Source organism: Streptomyces cyaneus (assembly GCF_004028635.1).
Taxonomy (GTDB): domain Bacteria; phylum Actinomycetota; class Actinomycetes; order Streptomycetales; family Streptomycetaceae; genus Streptomyces; species Streptomyces cyaneus.
This window is the reverse complement of record NZ_RQJW01000022.1, coordinates 32,501-56,253: the sequence shown is the minus strand read 5'-3', so window position 1 is coordinate 56,253 and position 23,753 is coordinate 32,501. Positions and strand designations below refer to the sequence as shown.

Genomic DNA, 23,753 nt, shown 5'->3' with positions numbered 1-23,753 from the left:
CCCCTCCGCGGCGTACGATGACTTGCCGTACACGAGGGGTGGGGCTGTGGACCGTGCAGATGTCGGTGCCTTGGTCCAGTCCGCCGTCGACGGTGACGCGGCGGCCTGGAAGGCGCTCGTGGAAGGGCTGAGCCCACTGGTGTGGTCCGTCGTGCGCGCGCACCGGCTGGGCGACGCCGACGCCCATGAGGTCTACCAGACCGTCTGGTTCCGCTTTGCCCAGCACCTCGGGCGCATCCGTGAACCCGAGAAGGCCGGATCCTGGCTCGCGAGCACCGCACGGCACGAGTGTCTGAAGGTGCTCAAGAGCTCAAGGCGGCTGACGGTGACGAGCGATCCGCAGCTGCTCGACCGGGTCAGCGAGGAACGTACGCCCGAACAGTCGGTCCTGGACTCGGAGGAGGCGGCCGCCGAGAGTGAGCGCATCCGCTGGATGTGGCAGGAGTTCGAGGAACTCGGCGACCGCTGCCGCCAGTTGCTGCGCGTGCTGATGGCCTCGCCGCCGCCCAGCTACCAGGAGGTGTCCGCCGCACTGGGCATCGCCGTGGGCAGCATCGGGCCGCTGCGCCAGCGCTGTCTGCGCCGACTTCGGGCCCGCATCGACGCACGGGGAGCGCTGTGAACGACGACATGAACGACGAAGTGACGGGCGAAGAGCCCCTCGGCGAACAGTCCCTGGGCGACGACGGGTTCGCCGTCGAGTTGCTGGAGGAGGAACTCCGCCAGGCCGCCACCATCCTGGACCCGGTCCCCGCCCAACTGCGGCAGATCGCCGTCGAGGCGTTCGCACTGCACGACCTCGACGCTCGGATCGCCGAGTTGACCTTCGACTCGGTGGTGGACGCCATTCCGGTCAGGGGAGCGACGGACGTGCCGCGGATGCTGACCTTCCGCGCCGGCGAGGTGACCGTCGACGTGGAGGTGAGCACGCACGGGCTAATGGGGCAGGTGCTGCCGCCGCAGCAGGCGCGGATCGAGGTGCTCGGCGGCCCGCAGACGGTCATGCCGGTCGTGGCCGACGACATGGGCCGCTTCACCAGTGACGCACCGCCGAGCGGCCCCTTCGCCCTGCGGCTGCGGACCGGCGGGGAGGTCGTGGTCACGGAGTGGCTGCGGGCCTGACCCACCGCGTCAGCGGGAGGCGGCGTCCACCAGCGCCGCCAGCGCCCGCGCGAGCCGGGTGAGTCCGGGACCGGCCGGACCGCCCGGCTCCGCCATGTACGTGTCCCGACGGATCTCGATCATCAGGGCGGCCACCCGGGGATCGGTGCCGTAGAACTCCAGCGGGACGTACGTGCCGCTGAACGGGCTGTCCAGCCCCGTCTCCCCGCACGGCGCGAACGCCTCCCGGGCCGCGGCGAGCAGTTCGGGCGGCGTGTGGAAGGAGTCGGTGCCCAGGCAGACCGGCGGCCGTGGGCCCACTCCGTGCAGTTCGTAGGGGAGCGGCGCGGTCGGGTAGGAGTGGACGTCGATGATCACGGCCCGGCCGGTGACGGTGAGCCGATCGGCCACGGCGTCCGTCATGGCCTTCGCGTACGGCCGGAAGTACCGCTCGACGAGCGGCTCGGGGTCGGCGTCCGCAGGCCTCAGCGGTGCCTTGTGCGTGGTCCGCGTGTAGACGGCACCCATGCCCACGGCCAGCATCTCCTCCCGCTCGTCCGGGAACCGCTCCGGATCGACGACCAGCCGCGAGAGCCGGTTGACGAACCGCCACGGGGTGATCTCCGCCGCCCCGACCGCCTCCTGAGCGAGCTCCGCGGTGTGCGCGTCGACGATGTGGTCCAGCTCCCGCTCCAGCGCGGAGTCGTCCAGCACGATCCCCGCGCGCACCTCGGGCGGTATCTCCCGCGCCGAGTGCGGCACATGCAGGATCACCGGCGACCCCTCGGCTCCGGGGAGCAACTCGAACGACGGCACGGCAGGGGTCATCACAGCTGCTCCCGGGGCGTTGTCAGTGGCGTGGTGCACCATCACAGCATGAACATCAGCAACCAGCGGCCCGCCGACCTGGCTGCGCCGTACGTCCTGATCCGGGGCAGGTGACGCAGGTGACCGTGCATGAGCTCTCCCGTGCCGAAGCCCGCCGTATTGCCGTGCGCGCCCAGCTGTTGGACGGCTCCCGGCCGACCGGGCTGCTCGATGTCATGAGACGGCTGACTTTGCTGCAGATCGACCCGACCGCCGCCATAGCGCCCAACGCCGATCTCGTGGCGTGGAGCCGGCTCGGGTCCGCCGGTTACTCACCGGCCGACCTGACCGCCGCCCTCGCCGACCGGACGGTGCTGGAGTTGCAGGCCATGATCCGGCCCGGTGAGGATCTCGCGCTGTACCGCGCCGAGATGGCCGAGTGGCCCGAGCGGGGGACACCTTCCTCCTGGCGTGAGTACCACCGCACGTGGGTGGGCGCCAACGACGCCTGCCGCCGGGACATACTCGACCGGCTCGGCGCCGCAGGGCCGCTGCCTTCCCGCGAACTGCCCGACACCTGCGCACTGCCGTGGAAGTCGAGCGGGTGGACCAATAACCGCAATGTCACCAAGCTCCTGGAGCTCATGGTGCAGCGCGGCGAGGTCGCCGTGGCGGGACGCCGCGGCGGTGACCGCCTGTGGGACCTGGCCGAGCGGGTCTACCCGGACACGCCCGCGGTCCCCGTGCAGGAGGCGCTGCGTATCCGGGACGAGCGACGGCTGCGGGCGTTGGGCATCGCCCGCGCGCGAGGCCCGGAGTGCCAGGTCGAGCCGGCGGACGTGGGGGAGGCCGGTGAGCCGGCCGTCGTCGAAGGCGTGCGGGGCAAGTGGCGTGTGGATCCAGCCCAGTTGGGGCTGACCTTCGAGGGACGGGCCGCCCTGCTCTCCCCGTTCGACCGGCTCGTCCACGACCGTAGACGCACCACCGAGCTGTTCGAGTACGAGTACCAGCTGGAGATGTACAAGCCCGCCGCCAAGCGCCGCTGGGGGTACTTCGCGCTTCCCGTCCTCTACGGCGATCGGCTGGTCGGAAAGCTCGACGCCGCCGCCGAGCGCAAGGCCGGAGTGCTGCGCGTGAACGCGATCCACGAGGACGTGCCGTTCACCAAGGCCATGAGCGCGGAGATCGGCCGGGAGATCGAGGACCTGGCCCGCTGGCTGGAGCTGGAGCTCGCGCTGCCCGGCTGAGGGTCGGCCCGGCCCACTGCCACACGCGGTGCCGGGGCGGAAACCCCATCGCCGTCAGACGTTGAGCAGCACCCCGCGGGCCAGGAAGGCCGACGTCTCATCGGCGTCGGCTCCCAGGGCCATGTGTACCGTCTCCCAGAGCCGGGTCCAGCCGCCCCGTATCGCCTCGCCGAACGCGTGGTCGCCCGCCGCCTCGGCGGCGGCCACGGCCGGGCAGGACTGGAGCTGCATGGCCAGTCGGTCGGGCTGCTCCATGACGAGCCGGGTGCACGCCTGCGCCACGGCGTGGCGCGCCTGCGCGCCCTCCAGTGCCCTGGCCGCCTCCTCCATGACCAGGCGGGTGTCCTCCAAGGACCTGAGCGCGGCGGCGACGAATATGGCCCTCTTGTCGGGGAAAAGCCGGAACAGGTACGGCTGCGAGACGCCCACGCGCCGGGCGATCGCCCCGGTCGAGGTGGCGTGGTAGCCCTGCCGCGCGAACTCCGCCGGCGCCACGAGCACCACGGCCTCCCGCCGAGCTGCCGCGCTCGTCCTCACCATGCGGACGGGTTCACCCCTCCGTGTCCGCCGGGCGGGGCCGGCGCGGGATGCCGAGGGCGCACAGTGCGCCGGCGAAGACGACCGCCACGCCGACCCACACCGCGGGACGCAGTCCGTCGACGAACTGCTGCGGGCCCTGCGGGCCGCCGTACGTCACGAACACCGTGCTGAGTACGGCGATGCCGAGCGCGCCGCCGATCTCCCGCACCGTCGTGTTGGCGCCCGACGCCTTGCCCGCGTGTTCCTTGGCGACCGAGCCGAGCACGACGGCCGCCGTCGGCGCGAACACGAAGCCCATGCCGATGCCGGCCACGATCATGGGGCCGACCAGGGAGGAGTACGCCGTGTCGGTGTCGGCGACCAGGTTGATCCAGCCCAGGCCGACGCCCTGCAGGAACAGACCCAGGGCCATGAGCCGGCCGCCGCCGACCTTGTCGGTGAGCAGCCCGGCGACCGGGGCGACGAACATCGGCATGAGGGTCCACGCGAGGGTGCGGACACCTGCCTCCAGCGGGGTGCGCGGGGGCACGATCTGCAGGTACTGGGCGAGCAGGAACAGGGAGCCGAAGACGCCGAAATACATGGTCGCGGAGACGATGTTGGTGAGGGTGAAGGCGCGTACCCGGTAGAAGGACAGCGGCAACATGGGATGGGGGACGCGGGCCTCCCAGGCGACGAAGAGGGCCAGCAGCACGGCGCCGGCCGCGAACGCCCCCAGCACCTTCGCCGAGGTCCAGCCGTCCTGCTCGCCATGCACGATGGCCCACACCACGGCGCACAGGCCGGCCGCGGCCAGCAGCATGCCCACCAGGTCGAGGCGGACTTCGGGCAGGGAGCTCTCGCGCAGGGCGAAGAGGACCAACGGGACGGCGATCACGCACACCGGCACGTTGATCCAGAAGATCCACCGCCAGTCCAGGCCGTCGACCACCGCGCCGCCCGCCACCGGACCCATCGCCACGGCCAGGCCGCTCACGCCGGACCACACGCCAAGTGCCATGGCGCGCAGCCGCTCCGGCACCGCGTGGGAGAGCAGAGTCAGCGACAGCGGCATCACGGCCGCCGCGCCGAAGCCCTGGATCGCGCGGAAGGTGATCAGCTGGGCGCTCGTGTCGGACAGTCCGCAGCCGATGGAGGCCATCGTGAACACGGCGATGCCGAGCAGGAAGACGCGGCGGCGGCCGAAGCGGTCGCCGAGCGCCGCGCCGGTCATCAGCAGACAGGCGAAGCTGAGCACGTAGGCGTTGACGAACCACTGCAACTGCTGGGTGGTGGCGTCCAGATCGACGGCCAGGGTGTGCAGGGCGGTCGAGACGACGAGGTTGTCGAGCGCGACCATGAACATGGGCACGCTGCACGCCACGATCGCCAGCCACAGGGGGATGTGCCGGCCGGCGGGGGAGTCCGGTGTGGTGACGGGGTCGGCGAGGGCCGGGTTCTGTTCGGACAGCGTCATGGCGGGGGTCTCTCCTCGGGGAGGGGCTGGGCCGGTGAGGGCTCAGAAGCCGGTGGTCTGCTGCTCGGCGAGCCGGCGCCGGGCGTCCGCCCAGTCGATGGGCAGGTCGGCGGCCGGGACCTGCCAGAACGTGAAGGTCGAGTCCTTCATCGTGGGCCGCAGGCCGGTCATGATCGAGCGGTGCGGTTCGGTCTTCGCGTACGCGTACAGCGCCTCCTTGTCCTGCCAGGCCGACAGGGTCCAGAAGGTGCGCTTGAACGGCTCGGCGATCAGCGAGGCGCCGTACGCGCCGGGCGCGCCGGAGACCTGCTTCCACGCGGCCAGGGACTTCAGGAAGAAGCGCGGCACGTCCTTGAGCGAGCGCACCTCGAAGCGGGATGCCATGACGAACGCCTGGGCGTCCGGGGCGGGGGTGGTGACGGTGGTCCAGGGCAGAGTGGGCATGGCTGTGGCCTTCTCCGGCTGCTCGTAGGGATAGAATTGGATATCTCTACTATCCAGATTAGACAGTCAAGGTATCCAATTTCCAGAGCGGAGTCGATCCCGAATGCGCATGTCCGAACTGAGCCGCCGCAGCGGCACCTCCGTGACGACGATCAAGTACTACATCCGCGAGGGCCTGCTCCCGCCCGGACGGCAGACCGCCGCGACGCAGGCCGAGTACGACGAGCAGCATCTGCGCCGGCTGCGCCTGATCCGCGCTCTCGTCGGCGTGCGGGGTCTGTCCGTGAGTGCCGCCCGGGACGTACTGAACGCCCTGGCCGAGCAGACCGGCGACACCCACGTCGTCCTGGGTCTCGCCCTCGGTGCGATCCGGCTGGCCGAGGAGCCCGCGGCCGACTCGCCCGAGACAGCCGAAGTCGACGACCTGGTCAAGGAGTTGGGCTGGAACGTGCACGAGGCGGCCCCGGCCAGGGCCGCCCTCGCCGAGACCCTGACCTCGCTGCGCACCCTCGGCGCCCCCCTGCACTGGCGCACCCTGCTGCCCTACGCCCACCTGGCCGAACAGACCGCGTCCGTCGATCTCGACCAACTCGACGGCATCGAGGATCCGCTGGAACTGGCGGAGCGCGCGCTGCTGCTGACCGTCCTCCTGGAGCCCGCGCTGCTGGCGCTGCGGCGCATGGCCCAGGAGAACGAGTCGGCAAGGCGGCACGGGGAGCACTGAGCCCCTCGGCGGGTCAGCGCCGTTCGTGCAGAAGCTGGGCAGCCGCCTCCGCGCCCGCCGACTGCCGCTCGCGCAGCGCCATGTCGATGACCGGGTGGGTGTAGGAACTCCGCGATGGCCGAAGCGGCATCCACCGGGCCGGGCGGGTCCAGGGTGACGAAGTCGTCCCCTTCTACGGCGATCAGGGCCGCCGCGTCCCGCTGCACGCCACCTCCGTGGGGTTGGTGCTGCTGGCCCACGCGGGCGAGCTGCTGCAGAGCGAGGTCTGCGCCGCCCCGCTGCACGCCTACACCCGACACACCATGGTGGACGGCACCGCACCGAGGCGTTACCTGTCGAAGGTCAGGTGCGACGGGTAGGCCGTCGTCCACGGCACCCTGATCGAAGGGCGCTCCGGGCTGGCCTTTCCCGTGCGCGACGAGCGCGGCCTCGTGATCGCGGCCGTCGCTGTCGTGGGCTCCCCCGAGCTGGTCCGGCCGACACGGGTCGCCCACCAGGTCCGCGCCGCGGCCTGTGCTGTCTCGCGGGGTCTGCGGGCGGCGCGGACAGGGGCGCAGGAGGTCGGGGCATGAGGGCGACCGGTCGTGTCCGGCCGCGGTCCGTCGGCCTCCGTCCGACCGAGGCCCCGGCGGGCTGAGATACGACTGCGCCCCGGCAGGCGGGCTGCCTGCCGGGGCGCAGTCAGGAACAGGTCACGTCAGCTCAGGGACGCCAGCGCCTCGTTCCAGGTGGCCGACGGGCGCATGACCGCGGCGGCCTTGGCCGGGTCGGGCTGGTAGTAGCCGCCGATCTCGGCCGGCTTGCCCTGGACGGCGTTCAGCTCGTCGACGATCTTCTGCTCGTTGGCGGTGAGCGTCTCGGCGTGCGGGGCGAAGGCCTTGGCCAGGTCCGCGTCGTCGGTCTGCTTGGCCAGCTCCTGCGCCCAGTACAGGGACAGGTAGAAGTGGCTGCCGCGGTTGTCGATGCCGCCGACGCGACGGGTCGGGGACTTGTCCTCGTTGAGGAAGGTCGCCGTGGCGCGGTCGAGGGTGTCGGCGAGGACCTTCGCGCGGGTGTTGCCGGTGGCCGTCGCGTACTGCTCCAGGGACGGCACCAGCGCGAAGAACTCACCGAGGGAGTCCCAGCGCAGGTAGTCCTCCTTGACCAGCTGCTGGACGTGCTTCGGCGCCGAGCCGCCGGCGCCCGTCTCGAACAGGCCGCCGCCCGCCATCAGCGGGACGACCGACAGCATCTTGGCGCTGGTGCCCAGCTCCAGGATGGGGAAGAGGTCGGTCAGGTAGTCGCGCAGGACGTTACCGGTGACCGAGATCGTGTTCTCGCCGCGGCGGATGCGCTCCACCGACAGCTTGGTGGCGTCGACCGGGGCGAGGATGCGGATGTCCAGGCCCTCGGTGTCGTGCTCCGGCAGGTACGCGTTGACCTTGGCGATCAGGTTGGCGTCGTGCGCACGGGTCTCGTCCAGCCAGAACACGGCCGGGTCGCCGGTGGCGCGGGCGCGGGTGACGGCCAGCTTCACCCAGTCCTTGATCGGCGCGTCCTTGGTCTGGCAGGCACGGAAGATGTCGCCCTCGGCGACCGGCTGCTCGATGAGCACGTTGCCGGCCTGGTCGACCAGGCGGACCGTACCGGCGGCCTTGATCTCGAAGGTCTTGTCGTGCGAGCCGTACTCCTCGGCCTTCTGCGCCATGAGGCCGACGTTCGGGACCGAGCCCATGGTCGACGGGTCGTAGGCGCCGTTGGCACGGCAGTCGTCGAGCACGGCCTGGTAGACGCCGGCGTAGGAGGAGTCCGGCAGGACGGCCAGGGTGTCGGCCTCCTGGCCGTCCGGGCCCCACATGTGGCCGGAGGTGCGGATCATGGCCGGCATCGAGGCGTCGACGATCACATCGGACGGCACGTGCAGGTTGGTGATGCCCTTGTCGGAGTCGACCATGGCCAGCTCCGGGCCCTCGGCGATCTCCGCGTCGAAGGACGCCTTGATCTCGGCGCCGTTCGGCAGCGCGTCCAGGCCCTTGAGGATGCCGCCCAGACCGTCGTTCGGGGACAGACCGGCGGCGGCGAGCGCCTGGCCGTACTTCTCGAAGGTCTTCGGGAAGAAGGCGCGCACGACGTGGCCGAAGACGATCGGGTCGGAGACCTTCATCATCGTCGCCTTGAGGTGCACGGAGAACAGCACGCCCTCGGCCTTGGCCTTGGCGACCTGCGCGGTCAGGAACTCGCGCAGCGCGGCGACGCGCATCACGGAGGCGTCGACGACCTCACCGGCGAGGACCGGTACGGACTCGCGCAGGACGGTGGTGGAGCCGTCCTCGGCGACGAGCTCGATCTTCAGCGCGCCGGCCTCGGAGATCACGACGGACTTCTCGGTGGAGCGGAAGTCGTTATGGCCCATGGTCGCCACGTTGGTCTTGGACTCGGGGGTCCAGGCGCCCATGCGGTGCGGGTGGGTCTTGGCGTAGTTCTTGACCGACGCGGGGGCGCGGCGGTCGGAGTTGCCCTCACGCAGGACCGGGTTCACCGCGGAACCCTTGATCTTGTCGTAGCGGGCCTGGATCTCCCGCTCCTCGTCGGTCTTCGGGTCGTCCGGGTAGTTCGGCAGCGCGTAGCCCTGGCCCTGCAGCTCGGCGATGGCGGCCTTGAGCTGCGGGATCGACGCCGAGATGTTCGGCAGCTTGATGATGTTGGCCTCGGGCGTCTTCGCGAGCTCACCGAGCTCGGCGAGGGCGTCCGGGATGCGCTGGTCCTCGGTCAGGTACTCCGGGAACACCGCGATGATGCGGCCGGCCAGCGAGATGTCACGCGTCTCCACGGCGACACCCGCCTGCGAGGCGTACGCCTGGACCACCGGCAGGAAGGAATACGTCGCCAGGGCCGGGGCCTCGTCAGTGTGCGTATAGATGATGGTCGAGTCAGTCACCGGGTGCTCCGCTCCACGTCTGCAACATTGCTCGACATCAAGATATCTCGTGATCGACCTCGGCTCGACAGGGGTCCGCACAGCGGTGCGGGGATGTCTGCCGAGATCTCGGATCCGCGCAAACGGATGCACCGCCTCCGTGCAACCGGATCACCTGATCCCACAGTCATGTAGGGAGATCACCGATCCGGCGGCCGGTCCTGACCACCCGGCCGCCCGAGCGAAAGCGGACCATGAGATATCGCAGCAGAGTGACGGCCCCAGCGGCCGCCCTGATCGGCACGGCAGCGGCCCTGACCGCCGCCCCCTCCGCCCACGCGGCACCGACGCGCACGGGGACGTCGGCCGCCAGGACCTCCGGAACCCCGGGCCCCGAGACCCTCGGCGACCCCGTCTACCCGGCCCTCGGCAATGACGGCTACCGCGTCGCGGCCTACCACCTCGACTTCGCCTACGACGCCACGACCCGCCTGGTCGATGCCACCGCGACCCTGCGGATCCGCACCACCCAGGCCCTGACCCGCTTCTCCCTCGACGCCCTCGGCCTCGACATACGCGCCGTCCGCGTCGGCGGCCGCACGGCGACGTTCGAGCAGGTCGGCGAGAAGCTGCGCATCACGCCGGCCCGGACCCTGCCCGCCAAGTCCGGGGTCACCGTCTGCGTCGAGTACTCGGCGGACCCGCGCCGTATCCCGCCGCCGCACACCGGCTGGGTCGACACGCTGGACGGGTTCGCAGTCTGCTGCCAGCCGAACTTGGCCCACACCGTCTTCCCGTGCAACGACCACCCCTCCGACAAGGCCGACTTCACGTTCCGCATAACCGTCCCCGGCGGCCTGCGCGGCGTGGCCACCGGCCTGCTCGAACGCACCGAGAGCCTCTCCGGCGGCCGTACCGCCTACACGTACCGCTCCCGCGAGCCCATGGCCACCGAACTGGTGCAGATCACGGTCGGCGACTACGTGATCAAGGACCGGCAGGGCCCGCACGGCCTCCCGCTGCGCGACGTCGTCCCGGTCGCGCGCGCCGAGGCACTGGAACCGGCGCTCGCGCTGACGCCGAACCTGGTCCAGTGGCTGGAGGCGCGGCTCGGGGCCTACCCCTTCGAGACGTACGGCCTACTGCCCTGCAACTCCGACGCCCCGAACGCCTTCGACTTCACCGGCCTGGAGACCCAGACCCTGACCATCTACAAGCCGAACTATCTGCTCCAGGCGGAGCCGAAGATCGGCTCGCACATGATGCACGAGCTGGTCCACTCCTACTTCGGCAACAGCGTCAGCCCCGCCTCCTGGGCCGACCTGTGGATCAACGAGGGCCACGCCGACTTCTACGGGCTGCTCTACCGCTACGAGCGCGGCTGGCCGGACTCCCTGGGCATGACCACCCTGGAAGCCCGGATGAAGCACACCTACGCGCAGGGCGACCAGTGGCGGCGCGACTCCGGGCCGGTCGCCGCGCCCAACGAGGCCAACCTGTTCGACGGCCAGCGCTACCTGGGCGGCGTGCTGGTCCTGTACGCGCTGCGCAACCTCGTCGGCGAGAGCGCCTTCAACGCGCTGGAGCGCGCCTTCCTCGACCGGTACCGCAACTCCTCGGCGTCGACGGCCGACTACATCGCCGTCGCCTCGGAGGTCTCCGGTCAGGATCTGTCCGGATTCCTTCGGGACTGGCTGTACGGCACGAAGACGCCGCGGATGCCGGGGCACCCGGACTGGACGGTCACGCCGGTGAACCCGGCGCTCGCCGCGCCGCACAGCCGTAAGCGCAGCCGCTCTCACGACAACTCGGCCACCCTGTAGGGACGTCCGGGCAGGTCAGTCGAGGCGGACGGGGGTCACCTCGTCCGCCTCTCCGGGGATGCGCTGCTGCGGTATGGCCACCGTCCCCTGCTGGATCGCCACCGTCCGCGTGGGCGCCGGGATGCGGATGCCCTCCAGGCGGTAGCGCTTGTGCAGGCGCTTGATGAACTCGTGCTTGATCCGGTACTGGTCACTGAACTCACCGACACCCAGGATGACCGTGAAGCCGATCCGGGAGTCGCCGAAGGTGTGGAAGCGGATGATCGGCTCATGGTCGGGGAGGGCGCCCTCGACCTCGGTCATCACCTCGCCGATGACCTCGTTGGTGACGCGCTCGACGTGGTCCAGGTCGCTGTCGTAGGCGACACCGACCTGGACGAGGATCGTCAACTCCTGCTCGGGACGCATGAAGTTGGTCATGTTCGTCTTCGCGAGTTCCCCGTTGGGGATGACGATCAGGTTGTTGGAGAGCGCGCGCACGGTCGTCTGGCGCCAGTTGATGTCCTCGACGTAGCCCTCCTCACCGCTTGCCAGCCTGATGTAGTCGCCGGGCTGGACGGTCTTGGAGGCGAGGATGTGGATGCCCGCGAAGAGATTGGCGAGCGTGTCCTGCAGGGCGAGCGCGACGGCCAGACCGCCGACGCCCAGGGCGGTGAGCAGGGGCGCTATGGAGATGCCCAGGGTCTGGAGCACCACCAGGAAGCCGATGGCCAGGACCAGGATCCGGGTGATGTTGACGAAGATCGTGGCCGAGCCGGCGACGCCGGGGCGGGACTGGGTGACCGTCCGCATCAGGCCGGCGACCCCGCGAGCCGTGGCCAGCGTCACCACGAAGATGAGCAGCACGGTCAGGATCTGATTGACGTTGTGCTGGACCGTCCGGGTCAGCGGCAGCGCCGCGCCCGCGGAGGCCGCGCCGCCGAGGAAGGCCGCCCACGGCACCACGGTCCGCAGTGTGTCGACGATGAGGTCGTCGCCGCTCCAGCGGGTCCGGTCGGCGTGCTTGCCCAGCCAGCGCAGCAGCATCCGCAGCAGGAAGGCCGCCAACAGCCCCGCCGCCAGCGCGATCCCGGCGATGACCAGGTCGTCCACAGTGAGCGCTCGCTTCACCGGTCACCTCCGTGGTGAAGAGCTGCGGCGAACCCCTTCGCCGACGGCCGGATGTGAAGTCTCGTCACGTTGTCACCTGCTCGATTTCCGCGATGTGCCATCGTGTCGGCCACCCGTCCCCCGAGGCCGGCACGAGGGCTCATCCTGCCGTATCGGGCACACGCGTTCGTACCAGGATCGGCGGCCGGACGGCGTCTTGGGCCGGTTTCGGGCATTCTCCGCCGAACGGCCGGTGCCAGAGGGGCACTCGCCGCCCCCGACCTGGGTACGCAGAGCGCCGCTCGACGCCCGCGCACCCCCGGCGGCAGGCCCTCCGGCACCAAGGCCCTCGTCGTCCGCCCCGAACGCGACGTCATCGGCGGGCGCCGGACAGATGGCCTGGATACGACGCCATCAGACCCGCGACGCAGTCGCCACCGCCGGCGACGCCCGGCTCGTCCACCGGCTCACCGGCGCGTATGTCGCGGACGCCCGCCACCACAGGTCGTGCCCGGCTCCTCGACCTCGACCGGGCGAACTGGCCGGAACGCGCGCTCGACCTCCACGTATTGTCGGACGAACGGCTCCCGGAGGTCGTCGACGCTGCCACCCCGTCGGTCGGACCCGCGCGGCCCTCGTCACGCGGACCCGGGTGAGCCTCACACGTCCGTGAACGAGCCGTGCCTTCCGGCGCCGGAGGCGAAGCGTGCCGCACCCTGAAGGCTCTGCGCCAACACGCCCATGCCGTGCCGGAGTTCACTTTGCAGTGCGGCCGTCTCGTCCAGCCCTTCCTGGTCGAGGACGGACGCCCGGTCGGCGCGCAGACACGCCTGCGGGAACCCTGCGATCGCGGCGGCCAGCGCCTCCGCCTCGGCGCGGGCGTGTCCGGTCGGTACGACACGGTTGGCGAGCCCCATCTCGTGGGCCTCGCTCGCCGGCACCGGCCGTCCCGTCAGGATCATGTCCAGCGCGCGGCTCGTGCCGATCAGCCGGGGCAGCCGTACCGTGCCGCCGTCGATGAGGGGCACGCCCCAGCGACGGCAGAACACACCGAAGACGGCGTCCTCCTCGGCGACCCGCAGATCGCACCAGAGCGCCAGTTCGAGGCCCCCGGCCACGGCGTGCCCGGCGACCGCGGCGATCACCGGCTTGGACAGTCGCAGCCGGGTCGGCCCCATCGGACCGTCCCCCTCCTCGGTGACCTGGTTGCTCCGGTCGCCGCCCAGCGCCTTGAGGTCGGCGCCCGCGCAGAACGTGCCGCCCTCGCCCCACAGCACCGCCACCCGTGCTTCGTCGTCGGCCTCGAACTCCCGGAAGGCAGCGGCGAGTTCGGCGGCGGTCGGGCCGTCGACGGCGTTACGGACCTCGGGGCGGGAGAGGACGACGGTGGTGACGTGTCCGTCGCGCTCGACGCGGACCGGCATGGCGGGGCCCCTTTCCGTGGGTCGGACCCCGCACGTTACTGAGCTGTCAGATGACCTTCCACCGCACCAGCGCCCCCAGCGTCAACGCCCCCGGCAGCAGCGGCAGCCACACCGTGATGATCCGGTACGCCAGCACCACCGCCGTCGCCACCGCCACCGGGCCGCCCGCCGCCACCAGCGCCACGACCAGCGCCGCCTCGACCGAGCCGAGCCCACCCGGCGTGGGCACCAGGGCGACGGCGACGGTCGCCGCCAGATACGCGAGCGCCATGTGCGCGGGCGGCACGTCCAGCCCCAGGGCGAGGCCCACCAGGACCAGGCCGGCCGCCTGGAGGATGGGGAAGGCCAGCGAACCGCCCCACAGCGCCAGCGCCCGGGACGGGCGGGTGTGCACCGAGCGCGCTTCGCCGAGCGCGCTGCGCAGGAACGTCAGCACGGCGGTGCGCAGTCGGCGTACGAGTGCGAAGACGGCCACGACCACGACAGCCGCCGCGCCGACGACGAGCAACAGCGGGCCCCACGCCCCCTCCGGCAGAAGCGGCCCGAGCCGCAGCGCGTCGGGGAAGGCGATCAACAGCGCGGCCAGCAGGCCGACGCGGGCCACACTCTCCGCGAGCAGATACAGCGCCAGCGCGGCCGAGGAGCGGGCCAGCGGCAGCCCGCACACCGTCATGAAGCGCAGGTTGACCGCGCTCGCGCCAAGGCCGGTGGGCAGCAGGTGGTTGGCCGAGCCGGCCGCGAACTGCGTGACGAGCAGCCGTAGCTTGGGCAGCCGGTCGATCACGGCGCCCTGCCGGGTCACCGCCGCCGCGACCCAGGTCAGGCAGGTGGCGCAGGCCGCGGCGAGCAGCCACGGCCACTTGGCCGTCGCCAGCTGGCCGATGCCCTCGGCGAGCACGGAACGGTGCTGCACCGCGACCACGACGACGAGGACGAGTGGGAGCAGGCACAGTATCTGGCGGAGCGGGAGACGCCCGAGCAGGCGTCCCGCGGGGAGTCGTACGGCTGTCACACTCGCAGAGGGTCTCCGCGCTGCGACAACGCCGGGTTGCGGCAGCGGAGACGGCGCCTTACAGACCGGCGTCTTGCGGACCTGCGCCTCACGGACCGGCTGCGGGTGGCTGTCGATCTTCGACGAGTCGGCGATATTGACCTCAACACCGCTTGAGGTTCTAAGTTCCTGCTCATGAGTATGGAGACCACAGCCTGGACACAGCTGTACGGCGTCATGAACGCCCAGCAGGAGCGCCGGCCGTTCGCCCGCGCCACGCTGCGCCGCATCGTCGCCTTCGCCCGCCCGCACCGCCGCAGGATCGCGCTCTTCGTCGTGCTCGGGGTGGCGACCGCGCTGCTCGCCGTCGCGACCCCCGTACTGGCCGGCCGCGTCGTCGACGCGATCGTGACGGGTGGCGACGAGGGCAGGGTCGTCCGTCTGGCCCTGCTGATCGCCCTGATCGCGGTGGCGGAGGCGGCGCTCGGGATCCTCGGGCGGCGCCTGTCGGCGAGGCTCGGCGAGGGTCTCATCCTCGATCTGCGGGCGGCTGTGTTCGATCATGTGCAGCGCATGCCGGTCGCGTTCTTCACACGTACTCGTACGGGAGCGCTCGTCTCCCGTCTCAACAACGACGTGATCGGCGCCCAGCGCGCCTTCAGCAACACGCTGTCCGGAGTGGTCAGCAACCTCGTCACGCTGCTGCTCACCCTCGCCGTCATGCTCACCCTGTCCTGGCAGATCACCCTGCTCGCCCTGGCCCTGCTCCCGGTGTTCGTGATCCCGGCCCGGCGCATGGGCCACCGCATGGCCGGCATGCAGCGGGAGGCGGCCGCGCTCAACGCGGCGATGGGCACCCGCATGACCGAGCGCTTCTCGGCGCCCGGCGCCACGCTGGTCAAGCTGTTCGGGCGCCCGGAGGAGGAGTCGCAGGAGTTCGCGAGCCGGGCCAGGCGGGTGGCCGACATCGGCGTACGGACGGCCACCGCCCAGTCGATGTTCATCACCGCGCTCACCCTGGTGTCCGCCCTGGCCCTCGCCCTCGTCTACGGCCTCGGCGGCTGGTTCGCCCTGCGCGGCACGCTGGAGCCGGGCGCCGTCGTCTCGCTGGCCCTGCTCCTGACCCGTATGTACGCCCCGCTCACCGCGCTCGCGGGCGCCCGCGTCGAGGTCATGAGCGCCCTCGTCAGCTTCGAGCGCGTCTTCGAGGTGCTCGACCTCAAGCCGCTGATCGAAGAGAAGCCGGACGCGCAGAAGGTCCCCGACGGCCCCGTGTCGGTGGAGTTCGACAACGTCCGCTTCGGCTACCCCTCCGCCGACAAGGTCTCCCTGGCCTCCCTGGAGGAGGTGGCGACCCTCGACACCCGCGGCGGCGCCGAGGTGCTGCACGGCATCTCCTTCCGCGCCGAACCCGGGCAGACGGTCGCCCTGGTCGGCTCGTCCGGCGCGGGCAAGTCGACCGTCGCCCAGCTGCTGCCGCGGCTGTACGACGTCGACGAGGGCGCCGTACGCGTGGGTGGCGTCGACGTCCGAGACGTGAGCGCCGAGTCCCTGCGGGCCACCCTCGGCATGGTCACCCAGGACGGTCACCTCTTCCACGACAGTGTCCGCGCCAACCTGCTGCTGGCCCGCCCCGCCGCCACCGACGACGAACTCTGGGACGCCCTGCGCCGCTCCCGCCTCGACGATCTCGTACGGTCCCTGCCCGACGGCCTCGACACCGTGGTCGGCGAGCGCGGCTACCGGCTCTCCGGCGGCGAACGCCAGCGGATGACCATCGCCCGGTTGCTGCTGGCCCGCCAGCGCGTCGTCATCCTCGACGAGGCCACCGCCCATCTGGACAACACCTCCGAGGCCGCCGTCCAGGAGGCGCTCACCGAGGCGCTGCAGGGCAGGACCGCGGTCGTGATCGCCCACCGGCTGTCCACCGTGCGGGCGGCGGACCAGATCCTGGTGGTCGAGGCCGGCCGGATCGTCGAACGCGGCACCCACGAGGAACTGCTCATGGCCGGCGGGCGGTACGCCGAGCTGTACCGGACGCAGTTCGCACAGGGGCAGCGCGACGTCACGGAGGTCGAGACGGCGGCGTAAGCGGATCTACAGGGGCGCGTCAACCCCGCAGGATCACACAAAGTCCGACAGGATCATTGATTCGGTTCTGTTCGCATCCTAGGGTTCGTTCGGTTTACCAACAGCACCGCACACGATCTGACGCTCCCTCAAGCCCCGCGCAGCGCACTGTCGTCCCGAGGAAGGCCACGGTCATGCCGCACGCTCCCGAGTCTCCCGCCGGTCACCGGAGCCACCCCGAGGGTGTGCCCGTCAGCCGGCGCCGCCTCCTGGAGGGCGGAGCCGCCGTCCTCGGCGCGCTCGCCCTGCCCGGATCGTCCGCCGCCACGGTGCACGCGGCCGACGGGGGCGGGGCGGCGGCCGGCACCCCGGAGTGGAACGGGCACATCGACATCTTCCGGATCGGGACCCAGCCGCCGCACACCACCCTCATGCCGTACGCGGACGTCAGGCAGGCGCTGGACGCGGACCGGACGCGCTCGCCGTACAGACTCGGCCTCGACGGGAAGTGGAAGTTCGCCTACGCGGACCGGCCCGACGACCGGGACACCGACTTCTACCGCACCGACGTCGACGACAGCGACTGGGACAGCATCCCCGTCCCCTCCGTCTGGCAGATGCACGGCTACGACCGCCCGATCTTCGTCAACATCACCTACCCCTGGTGGGGTCCCAACGGGCTCGGCGAGGAGGCGCAGCCCCCGGCGGCGCCCACCAGGTTCAACCCGGTGGGGCAGTACCGGCGGACCTTCACCGTGCCGCGCGGCTGGGCAGGACGGCGTACCTTCCTGCACTTCGAAGGGGTCAAGTCCGCGCACTACGTGTGGATCAACGGGGAGTTGGTGGGGTACGCCGAGGACTCCTTCACGCCCGCCGAGTACGACATCACCGAGCACCTCAAGCCGGGCACCAACCAGATCGCCGTGGAGGTGTACCGCTTCTCCGACGGGGACTGGCTCGAAGACCAGGACATGATCCGGCTGAGCGGGATCTTCCGCTCGGTCTACCTCTACTCCACGCCCGAAGTCCACCTGCGCGACTTCAAGCTGGACACCCCGCTGAGCGACGACTACACGGCCGCCGAGCTGTCCGTCACCGCGAGCGTGCGCTCGTACGGGGATCGGGGCGAGGGCGGCTACTCCGTCGAGACCCAGCTGTACGACGCCCGCGGCCACGCCGTCTGGTCCCGCCCGCTCCAGCAGGCCGTGGACCTCGCGTCCGCCGCCATCGGTGAGGACGTGACCGTCCGGGCGAGCAGAGCCGTGCCCGCGCCCGAGCTGTGGTCCGCCGAGCACCCGAACCTCTACACCGCCGTCCTCCGCCTCCGTGACCCGGCCGGCAAGGTGATCGAGACGCTCTCGCACCGCGTCGGCCTGCGCGAGTTCGCGCTCAAGGACGGCCTGATGCGGATCAATGGCCGGCCCGTCTCCTTCCGGGGCACGAACCGGCACGAGATGCACCCCGACAGCGGCATGGCGCTCACCCGAGCGCACATGGTCAAGGACATCGAGATCATCAAGCGGATGAACATGAACAGCGTCCGCACCTCGCACTACCCCAACAACCCGCTGTGGTACGAACTCGCCGACGAGTACGGCCTGTACCTCGTGGACGAGACCAACCTCGAGACCCACGGCATCCGCGGCGAGTACCCGGGCAACCACGCGGACTGGACCAAGGCGTGCGTGGCCCGGGCCCAGAGCATGGTCCACCGCGACAAGAACCACGCCTCGGTGGTCATCTGGTCGCTCGGCAACGAAGCCGGCGGCGGCAGCACCTTCGTCGCCATGCACGACTGGATCAAGTCGTACGACCGCACGCGCGTCATCCAGTACGAGGGCGACGACCGGCCGACGATCAGCGACATCCGCTCGGAGATGTACGACAGTCCCTCCCGCGTCGAGCAGCGCGCGAAGGACACGGCCGACACCCGGCCGTACGTCATGATCGAGTACGCCCACGCGATGGGGAACTCGAACGGCAACCTCACCAAGTACTGGGACCTCGTCCGCCGCTACGACGTCCTCCAGGGCGGCTGGATCTGGGACTTCGTCGACCAGTCCCTGAGCTGGCCCGTGCCCGCGCGCAAGATCCTCACCGAGTCCGGGCCCGGCGGGGTGCGCGGTGAGGTCCTCACCGCGAGCGGCACCTTCGATCGTGCCAAAGGTGTCTCCGGCGCCACCGTCTTCGCCCGCGACGAGCGGCTCGACCTCACGGGCTCGCTCACCCTGGAGGCCTGGGTCACCCCCCACTACACCGGCTACCACCAGCCGATCCTCGCCAAGGGCGACACCCAGTACGCCCTCAAGCAGTCGGACCGGACCCTGGAGTTCTTCATCTACGGCGGCGGCCAGTGGATCACCGCGAACTGGGCCCTCCCGGACGACTGGACCGGCAGCGAGCACCACATCGCCGGTGTCTTCGACGCGGACGCGGGCACGCTGACCCTCTACGTCGACGGCGCGGTCAAGGCGACCCGGACCACCACGCGCAAGCCCAGCAGCAACACCGCGCCCCTCGCGCTCGCCACCGACGTCGACAACCCCACGCGGGAGTTCAGCGGCACGATCCGCCGGGCACGCGTGTACGCCCGTGCGCTGAGCGCGGCCGAGCTCGGCTCCGACAGCCGTGGCCCCGGTGACGAGGGCGTACGGTTCTGGTTCGACGCGGCCACCGTCGAACTCGCCGAGAAGCGGCCGCGCGAGAAGACCTTCTTCCCGTACGGCGGTGACTGGGGCGACAACCCCAACGACGGGACCTCCAACGCGGACGGCATCGTCACCGCCGACCGCCGGCTCACCGGCAAGGCGGCCGAGGTCAAGCAGGTCTACCAGGCCGTGCGCGCGGCACCGGCCGCCGGCGATTCACTGGCTCCCGGGGCGGCGATCACCCTCACCAACGAGTACCTGTTCACCAACCTCCGTGAGTTCGACGGCCGTTGGGCCCTGGTCGCCGACGGCGATGTCGTACGGCACGGCAGGCTGAGCCGCAGCCAGCTGGACGTCCCTCCGCTCAGCAGCAAGGACATCACGCTGCCGGTGCGGCTGCCGGACGACCCGGCGCCGGGCACCGAGTACTTCCTCCAGCTCTCCTTCACCACCAAGGAGCCCACCCCGTGGGCGAAGGCCGGATTCGAGGTGGCCAAGCAGCAACTCCCCGTCGCCGCCGACAGCCCGGCCGTGACCCCCGTACCGCTGGCGAGCGTGCCGGCACTGCGGTACGAGGACGCGGACAAGGGCGTCACGGTGAAGGGCCAGGGCTTCTCCGTGACCCTCGACAAGAGCAGCGGCGTCATCACGTCGTACGAGGCCCGGGGTACCCGGCTCATCACCTCCGGGCCCGTGCCGAACTTCTGGCGGGCGCCCACCGAGAACGACCGCGGCAACGGCCAGCACACCCGCAATCAGACCTGGCGCGACGCGGGCGCGCGGCGCAAGGTGACGGACGTGAGCGTGCGCACCCTGGGCGACAAGGCCGTCGAGATCAAGGTCAGCGGCACACTGCCCACGACGGTCGAGTCGACGTACACCACCACCTACACGGTGTTCGGCAACGGCGAGATCAAGGTCGACAACACCCTGCGCCCGGGCGCGGCGTCCCTGCCGTACATCCCGGAGGTCGGCACGCTGCTGCTCCTGCCCGGGCGTTTCGAGCGTCTGCGCTACTACGGCCGCGGGCCCGAGGAGAACTACTGCGACCGCAACGACGGCACCGACGTCGGCGTGTACTCCTCAACCGTCTCCGGCCAGTGGACCCCCTACATCCGCCCCCAGGAGAACGGCAACAAGACCGACGTCCGCTGGATCGCGCTCACCGACGGCACCGGCACCGGCCTGCTCGTCTCCGGCGAGCCCCTGCTGGAGGTCAACGCCTCGCACTTCACCCCCGAGGACCTGTCGTCCGGGGTGCGCCACGACTACCAGCTCACCCCGCGCGACGAGGTCGTCCTCCGCGTGAACCACCGGCAGATGGGCCTGGGCGGCGACAACAGCTGGGGCGCCCACACCCACGACGAGTACAAGCTGTTCGCGAACCGCGACTACTCCTACACCTACCGACTGCGCCCGCTGACCGACGTCACCGAGGCGATGGCGGCTTCGCGCAGGCCCACGGCGGTGGAGTAGACCGGGAGGCGCCGGCCGATCCCGGCGGTTCTGTCAGGGGAGCCTGAGCGTGGGGCGGTAGGCGTCGAGCCAGGTGGCGAGATCCAACGTTCGCTCGAGACCCAGCCGGGTCAGCCTGTCCATCCCGGCTGTGTCCTTCCCGGTCGCGCTCTGCAGCCACTGCCGGTTCACCAACTCGAAGACTCCGTGGCCGCGATCGCTCAGCAGCTCCTTGGCCTGCCGTTGGAGCTCCTGGGCGTAATAGGGGTCCTGCGTGGAGGGATAGGCGCTCTTCGGGCGCCAGACGACCGACTCCGGCAGCATGTCCTTGACGGCACCCCTAAGCAGGCTCTTCTCCCGACCGTCGTAGGTCTTCAACGACCAGGGCGTGTTGTAGACGTACTCGACGATCCGGTGATCGCAGAACGGCACCCGGACCTCCAGCCCGAGCGCCATGCTCAGCCGGTCCTTCCGGTCGAGGAGGTAGCGCATGAACCGGGTCAGGTGCAGATGGATCATGATCCGCATGCGGTGCTCGAAGTCGTCCTCGGAGGCGTAGACGTCGCCGGAGTCGAGCCGCTCGACCTCTCCCAGAGCACTCGCGTACGAGTCCTTCCGGTACTCCTCCAGCCCGAGGCCGGACCACAGCTGCGGGTTGAGGCCCGTGCCGTCCTTGTCGAACGCGCCGATGTTGAGCGCGATCCAGGGAAACGCCTGGGCCTGCTGGATCTGGGGGACGTGCATGTGCTTGTAGCCGCCGAATATCTCGTCGGCCGCCTCGCCCGACAGGGCCACCGTCGACCTCTGCCGGATCTCCTTGAAGAGCAGATACAGGGAGAAGTCGATGTCGCCCATCGTCATCGGCAGGTCGCGCGCGCCGATCACGGCCTGTCGGATCTCCGGGTCGGCCAGTGTCTTCGGGCCGATCACGATGTCGGCGTGCTCCGAACCGACATGCTCCGCGACGTCCTTCACATAGGGCGCGTCGGGAGTGTCCCGCAGGTCGTCCGACTTGAAGTTCGCCGCGTGGTCCATGAAGTCGACAGCGAACGTCCGCACCCGCTCGTCGCCCAGATGGGCCGCGGACAGCGCGGTGAGCGTGCCGGAATCCAGGCCACCGGACAGCAGCACGCAGCGCGGCACGTCCGCGACGAGCTGTCGGCGCACCGTGTCCTCGAGCAGCTCGCGGACACGTCCGACCGTGGTGGTCACGTCGTCCGTGTGCGGACGGGTCTCCAGCCGCCAGTAGGTGCGCTCCCGAAGTCCGCCGGCGTCGATCGTGACCACGGTGCCGGGCTCGACCTGCCGCATGCCCGACCAGATCGCGTGCCCGGGGGTGAAGCAGTACGAGAACGTCTCACGCAGTCCGTCCGCGTCGACCACGCGCTCGGCGAGCGGGTTGGCCAAAATCGCCTTCGGCTCCGAGCCGAACAGCAGGCCGTCGGAGGTGCGGTAGTAGTAGAACGGCTTGATCCCGAGCCGGTCGCGGATCATCACCAGTTTCTGGACCCGTGCATCCCAGATCGCGAACGCGTACATGCCGTTGAGCCGCTCGGCCACGGCCTCGCCCCAGCACAGGTATCCGCGCAGGACGACCTCCGTGTCACTGGCGGTCTCGAAGCGCTCTCCTCGCCGGACCAACTCATGCCGCAGCTCGGTGAAGTTGTAGGTCTCGCCGCTGTAGACGAGGGTCACCTCGCCGGTCGGGGTCCGCACCGTCATCGGCTGCTTCCCGCCGGGCAGGTCGATCACGGCCAGCCTTCGGTGACCGAGGGCGGCGTGCCGATCGACCCATGTGCCGGAGGCATCGGGGCCCCGGCACGCCATGGTCTGCGTCATGGCGTCCAGGGTCTCCCGCTCGCGGGTGAGGTCACGGTCGAACGAAATCCAGCCGGTTATGCCACACATCTGCCGTCCTCCTGTGGTCTGCAGAAAGATCCCGCAAGTCCGCTCGCTCACCCGCTCGCACGAGTCCCTCGGTACCGCCGTCGCGCCGGATCAGCGGCGGCGCGGCGTCTCGCTCTCCCCGACGTGCGTCTCGATCCACTCCTTCAGCGGCCGCGTGGCCGTCCAGAGTTCGCGCACGGCCTCGATGGCCCGCGGCTGATGCATCCAGTCGGCCAGTTGGTGCTTCTTGATGACCACCGCGCCCTTCCAGCGCAGGAGTTCGCCGCGGGGGTGATCCGGAGAGAAGCCGGTGGGGACCCGCTTGAGCACGGGCTGCATGCCCGGCTCCACCGGCAGTCCCTGATCGGCCAACTGCCGCTGGATGCTGTCGAACTCCGCCGCGGACTCGCCGCCGTCGATGGCGGTGCGGAACCGCTTGATCTGGTCCGGCGCCAGGGCCATGGCCCCACCCGCCAGCCGCATGCCGTCGGCGTCCAGCCGGAGGAAGGCGCCGATGCCGCCGACCGCCCGGTCGCTGGTGGTGACACCGACCCAGGTCTTGTACGGGGACTTGTCCTGGGAGAACCTGACGTCACGGTTGGGCCGGAAGGTGCGCAGCGGCCCGAACTCGTCCTCCAGGTCCGCCATGAGACGGTTCACCGGCTCCTTCACGGACGCCTCCCAGACGGCCCGGTGAGCCTCCCAGTACGTCTTGGAGTTGTCCTTCTCCAAGCCCTCCAGGAAGGTGAACAGTTCGGGCGGGAACCCCTCGAAGGGCGGGGTGGTCCGGGCACCCTTCTCAGTCGTCACTACCGCTCACCTTCCTGTTGTAGTCCAGGGCCTCCGTCATCCAGCCGTCGAAGGCCTCGTCCGATTCGATGCCGTGGTCGGCGACGACGATCCAGCCCTTGCCCATGGGCTTCCCGCGCATCTCCGCCCAGTCGGCGCCCTCCCGCTCCAACAGCTTCTCGGCCCGGTCGGGGTCGCAGCGGACCATGAGGCGGCCGTCCGTGTTGGCCGTGACCGCCATGCTTCCGTTGACCATGAAGGCGAGAGCACCGAACATCCTCACCTCGCGCACCTGCCGCTGGGTGGAGAGGGCTTCTCTGATCCGGTCTGCGAGTTCCTGGTCGTACGCCATCGTCGACTGC

Annotated in this window: 19 protein-coding genes and 1 pseudogene; 8 read left to right on the top strand and 12 right to left on the bottom strand. The window is 70.5% G+C overall.

Annotated features, from left to right (window positions below; genetic code table 11):
• The first annotated feature begins 46 nt into the window (after positions 1 to 46).
• Complete coding sequence (locus tag EHO50_RS41250; RefSeq protein WP_128436997.1) at positions 47 to 622, top strand: RNA polymerase sigma factor; 576 nt, start codon at positions 47 to 49, stop codon at positions 620 to 622.
• An 8-nt stretch (positions 623 to 630) separates the two neighbouring features.
• Positions 631 to 1,122 carry a hypothetical protein gene (locus tag EHO50_RS41245; RefSeq protein ID WP_181449795.1) on the top strand — a complete coding sequence of 164 codons (492 nt, stop codon included), beginning with the start codon at positions 631 to 633 and terminating at the stop codon, positions 1,120 to 1,122.
• 9 nt (positions 1,123 to 1,131) lie between these two features.
• Here EHO50_RS41245 and EHO50_RS41240 read toward each other — a convergent pair whose 3' ends face one another.
• On the bottom strand, positions 1,132 to 1,929 hold the full coding sequence (locus EHO50_RS41240; protein WP_128436996.1) for an N-formylglutamate amidohydrolase: 798 nt from the start codon (positions 1,927 to 1,929) through the stop codon (positions 1,132 to 1,134).
• 119 nt (positions 1,930 to 2,048) lie between these two features.
• On the opposite strand from EHO50_RS41240, the gene EHO50_RS41235 reads away from it, so the two are divergent.
• Complete coding sequence (locus tag EHO50_RS41235) at positions 2,049 to 3,155, top strand: DNA glycosylase AlkZ-like family protein (RefSeq protein ID WP_164905100.1); 1,107 nt, start codon at positions 2,049 to 2,051, stop codon at positions 3,153 to 3,155.
• Here EHO50_RS41235 and EHO50_RS41230 read toward each other — a convergent pair.
• The 3 genes and pseudogenes from EHO50_RS41230 to EHO50_RS41220 all read right to left on the bottom strand — a co-directional run bounded on the left by EHO50_RS41230 (position 3,070) and on the right by EHO50_RS41220 (position 5,595).
• Positions 3,070 to 3,695 (bottom strand): annotated as a pseudogene (locus EHO50_RS41230) (TetR/AcrR family transcriptional regulator). The gene EHO50_RS41235 and the pseudogene EHO50_RS41230 overlap by 86 nt on opposite strands.
• Before the next feature lie 10 nt (positions 3,696 to 3,705).
• A complete protein-coding gene (locus EHO50_RS41225; RefSeq protein WP_128436994.1) occupies positions 3,706 to 5,151 on the bottom strand; it encodes an MFS transporter in 1,446 nt (481 codons plus the stop codon).
• A gap of 42 nt (positions 5,152 to 5,193) precedes the next feature.
• Positions 5,194 to 5,595 (bottom strand): DUF3291 domain-containing protein, encoded by a 402-nt coding sequence (locus EHO50_RS41220; RefSeq protein ID WP_128436993.1) that lies wholly within the window; start codon positions 5,593 to 5,595, stop codon positions 5,194 to 5,196.
• 103 nt (positions 5,596 to 5,698) lie between these two features.
• Between EHO50_RS41220 and EHO50_RS41215 the strand changes: the two genes are divergently transcribed.
• The gene (locus EHO50_RS41215; RefSeq protein ID WP_128436992.1) at positions 5,699 to 6,319 is read left to right on the top strand and encodes a MerR family transcriptional regulator; all 621 of its coding nucleotides are present in this window, start codon (positions 5,699 to 5,701) and stop codon (positions 6,317 to 6,319) included.
• Positions 6,320 to 6,447: 128 nt separating this feature from the next.
• The gene (locus EHO50_RS45745) at positions 6,448 to 6,678 is read left to right on the top strand and encodes an IclR family transcriptional regulator domain-containing protein (protein ID WP_128436991.1); all 231 of its coding nucleotides are present in this window, start codon (positions 6,448 to 6,450) and stop codon (positions 6,676 to 6,678) included.
• Between the two features lie 338 nt (positions 6,679 to 7,016).
• Here the strand turns inward: EHO50_RS45745 and EHO50_RS41200 are convergent, their stop codons facing one another.
• Positions 7,017 to 9,236: an NADP-dependent isocitrate dehydrogenase gene (locus tag EHO50_RS41200; RefSeq protein WP_128436990.1), complete on the bottom strand. Its 2,220-nt coding sequence runs from the start codon at positions 9,234 to 9,236 to the stop codon at positions 7,017 to 7,019.
• A gap of 233 nt (positions 9,237 to 9,469) precedes the next feature.
• Here EHO50_RS41200 and EHO50_RS41195 point away from each other — a divergent pair, with 233 nt between their 5' ends.
• A complete protein-coding gene (locus tag EHO50_RS41195) occupies positions 9,470 to 11,038 on the top strand; it encodes a M1 family metallopeptidase (protein ID WP_128436989.1) in 1,569 nt (522 codons plus the stop codon).
• Positions 11,039 to 11,053: 15 nt separating this feature from the next.
• On the opposite strand, the gene EHO50_RS41190 is transcribed toward EHO50_RS41195, so the two are convergent.
• The 4 genes from EHO50_RS41190 to EHO50_RS41180 form a co-directional block, all read right to left on the bottom strand.
• The gene (locus EHO50_RS41190) at positions 11,054 to 12,148 is read right to left on the bottom strand and encodes a mechanosensitive ion channel family protein (RefSeq protein ID WP_128436988.1); all 1,095 of its coding nucleotides are present in this window, start codon (positions 12,146 to 12,148) and stop codon (positions 11,054 to 11,056) included.
• A 352-nt stretch (positions 12,149 to 12,500) separates the two neighbouring features.
• Positions 12,501 to 12,629 carry a hypothetical protein gene (locus tag EHO50_RS46215; protein ID WP_425472365.1) on the bottom strand — a complete coding sequence of 43 codons (129 nt, stop codon included), beginning with the start codon at positions 12,627 to 12,629 and terminating at the stop codon, positions 12,501 to 12,503.
• 157 nt (positions 12,630 to 12,786) lie between these two features.
• Positions 12,787 to 13,551 (bottom strand): crotonase/enoyl-CoA hydratase family protein, encoded by a 765-nt coding sequence (locus tag EHO50_RS41185; RefSeq protein ID WP_128436987.1) that lies wholly within the window; start codon positions 13,549 to 13,551, stop codon positions 12,787 to 12,789.
• Positions 13,552 to 13,597: 46 nt separating this feature from the next.
• On the bottom strand, positions 13,598 to 14,563 hold the full coding sequence (locus tag EHO50_RS41180) for a lysylphosphatidylglycerol synthase transmembrane domain-containing protein (protein ID WP_181449793.1): 966 nt from the start codon (positions 14,561 to 14,563) through the stop codon (positions 13,598 to 13,600).
• A gap of 180 nt (positions 14,564 to 14,743) precedes the next feature.
• On the opposite strand from EHO50_RS41180, the gene EHO50_RS41175 reads away from it, so the two are divergent.
• Together EHO50_RS41175 and EHO50_RS41170 are read left to right on the top strand one after the other, a co-directional pair.
• Positions 14,744 to 16,633 (top strand): ABC transporter ATP-binding protein, encoded by a 1,890-nt coding sequence (locus EHO50_RS41175; RefSeq protein WP_128437049.1) that lies wholly within the window; start codon positions 14,744 to 14,746, stop codon positions 16,631 to 16,633.
• Positions 16,634 to 16,806: 173 nt separating this feature from the next.
• Positions 16,807 to 20,736, top strand: coding sequence for a glycoside hydrolase family 2 TIM barrel-domain containing protein (locus EHO50_RS41170; protein WP_128436986.1), 3,930 nt, complete (start codon positions 16,807 to 16,809; stop codon positions 20,734 to 20,736).
• Between the two features lie 33 nt (positions 20,737 to 20,769).
• On the opposite strand, the gene asnB is transcribed toward EHO50_RS41170, so the two are convergent.
• The 3 genes from asnB to EHO50_RS41155 form a co-directional block, all read right to left on the bottom strand.
• On the bottom strand, positions 20,770 to 22,623 hold the full coding sequence (gene asnB, locus EHO50_RS41165) for an asparagine synthase (glutamine-hydrolyzing) (RefSeq protein ID WP_128436985.1): 1,854 nt from the start codon (positions 22,621 to 22,623) through the stop codon (positions 20,770 to 20,772).
• 90 nt (positions 22,624 to 22,713) lie between these two features.
• Positions 22,714 to 23,412: a DUF2461 domain-containing protein gene (locus EHO50_RS41160; protein ID WP_128436984.1), complete on the bottom strand. Its 699-nt coding sequence runs from the start codon at positions 23,410 to 23,412 to the stop codon at positions 22,714 to 22,716.
• Positions 23,402 to 23,743, bottom strand: a complete 342-nt coding sequence (locus EHO50_RS41155; protein WP_128436983.1) for a TfoX/Sxy family protein — start codon at positions 23,741 to 23,743, stop codon at positions 23,402 to 23,404. Before EHO50_RS41155 ends, EHO50_RS41160 begins: the two co-directional genes overlap by 11 nt.
• Positions 23,744 to 23,753: the final 10 nt, after the last annotated feature.

Bases quoted from the DNA above. Each gene is read 5' to 3' on its own strand.
- EHO50_RS41245 (WP_181449795.1), top strand. From the start codon at position 631: ATGAACGACGAAGTGACGGGCGAAGAGCCCCTCGGCGAACAGTCCCTG.
- EHO50_RS41240 (WP_128436996.1), bottom strand. From the start codon at position 1,929: ATGACCCCTGCCGTGCCGTCGTTCGAGTTGCTCCCCGGAGCCGAGGGG.
- EHO50_RS41225 (WP_128436994.1), bottom strand. From the start codon at position 5,151: ATGACGCTGTCCGAACAGAACCCGGCCCTCGCCGACCCCGTCACCACA.
- EHO50_RS41220 (WP_128436993.1), bottom strand. From the start codon at position 5,595: ATGCCCACTCTGCCCTGGACCACCGTCACCACCCCCGCCCCGGACGCC.
- EHO50_RS41215 (WP_128436992.1), top strand. From the start codon at position 5,699: ATGCGCATGTCCGAACTGAGCCGCCGCAGCGGCACCTCCGTGACGACG.
- EHO50_RS41195 (WP_128436989.1), top strand. From the start codon at position 9,470: ATGAGATATCGCAGCAGAGTGACGGCCCCAGCGGCCGCCCTGATCGGC.
- EHO50_RS41185 (WP_128436987.1), bottom strand. From the start codon at position 13,551: ATGCCGGTCCGCGTCGAGCGCGACGGACACGTCACCACCGTCGTCCTC.
- EHO50_RS41175 (WP_128437049.1), top strand. From the start codon at position 14,744: ATGGAGACCACAGCCTGGACACAGCTGTACGGCGTCATGAACGCCCAG.
- EHO50_RS41170 (WP_128436986.1), top strand. From the start codon at position 16,807: ATGCCGCACGCTCCCGAGTCTCCCGCCGGTCACCGGAGCCACCCCGAG.
- asnB (WP_128436985.1), bottom strand. From the start codon at position 22,623: ATGTGTGGCATAACCGGCTGGATTTCGTTCGACCGTGACCTCACCCGC.
- EHO50_RS41155 (WP_128436983.1), bottom strand. From the start codon at position 23,743: ATGGCGTACGACCAGGAACTCGCAGACCGGATCAGAGAAGCCCTCTCC.